Annotated in this window: 1 protein-coding gene; it reads left to right on the forward strand. The window is 66.6% G+C overall.

Annotated elements, in window-relative coordinates:
* The first annotated feature begins 96 nt into the window (after positions 1–96).
* Positions 97–609 carry a helix-turn-helix domain-containing protein gene (locus Q7A36_RS40565; protein ID WP_305109452.1) on the forward strand — a complete coding sequence of 171 codons (513 nt, stop codon included), beginning with the start codon at positions 97–99 and terminating at the stop codon, positions 607–609.
* Positions 610–653 lie beyond the last annotated feature (44 nt).

Below are 653 nucleotides of genomic sequence, written 5' to 3' on the forward strand. Positions count from 1 at the left end.
ATACCAATCTGATCTGACACTGACTCTCCTGTGTCTTTTCGGACCGGCGGCATGCTGATTCGATGATCCCGGCGTCGGGTCGCCGGGGAGGGCAGGATGGGTGCGGCAGTGGCGGTGACCCGGGACGAGCTGACGCCGGCGCAACTGCGGGCGGCTGCTGGCAGGGGTGAAGAGCCGGACCAGGTCCGGCGATTGCTGGCGATTGCGCTGGTTCTGGAAGACGTGCCGCGCCGACAAGCGGCCGAGCAGTGCGGCATGGATCGGCAAACCCTGAGGGACTGGGTTCACCGCTACAATGCCGCTGGGATTGAGGGACTACGCTCGCGCAAGAGCCCAGGCAAGGCTGCGCTGCTGACCGAGGCGCAGAAGGCGGAGCTGAAGGCCCTGGTCGTGGCGGGGCCGGATCCCGAGCGGGACAAGGTGGTGCGATGGCGTTGCGCCGACCTGCGCGCCGAGGTGGCGCGCCGGTTTGGGGTCGAGGTACGCGAGGGCACGATCGGCGGATGGCTACGTCAGCTTGGCCTGACGCGGCTGCAGCCACGTCCCTGTCATCCGAAGAAGGACCTTGCGGCGCAGGAGGAATATAAAAAAACTTCGCCGATCTGCTGAAGGCAGCGCTGCTCGGCAGCACTGCTGGCAGGCCGGTCGAGATC

Origin of the sequence: Paracraurococcus lichenis (assembly GCF_030657435.1) — a bacterium.
Lineage (GTDB): Bacteria > Pseudomonadota > Alphaproteobacteria > Acetobacterales > Acetobacteraceae > Paracraurococcus > Paracraurococcus lichenis.

What these genes read in the sequence shown, in the direction of transcription:
- Q7A36_RS40565 (WP_305109452.1), top strand. Translation starts at nt 97, where the DNA reads ATGGGTGCGGCAGTGGCGGTGACCCGGGACGAGCTGACGCCGGCGCAA.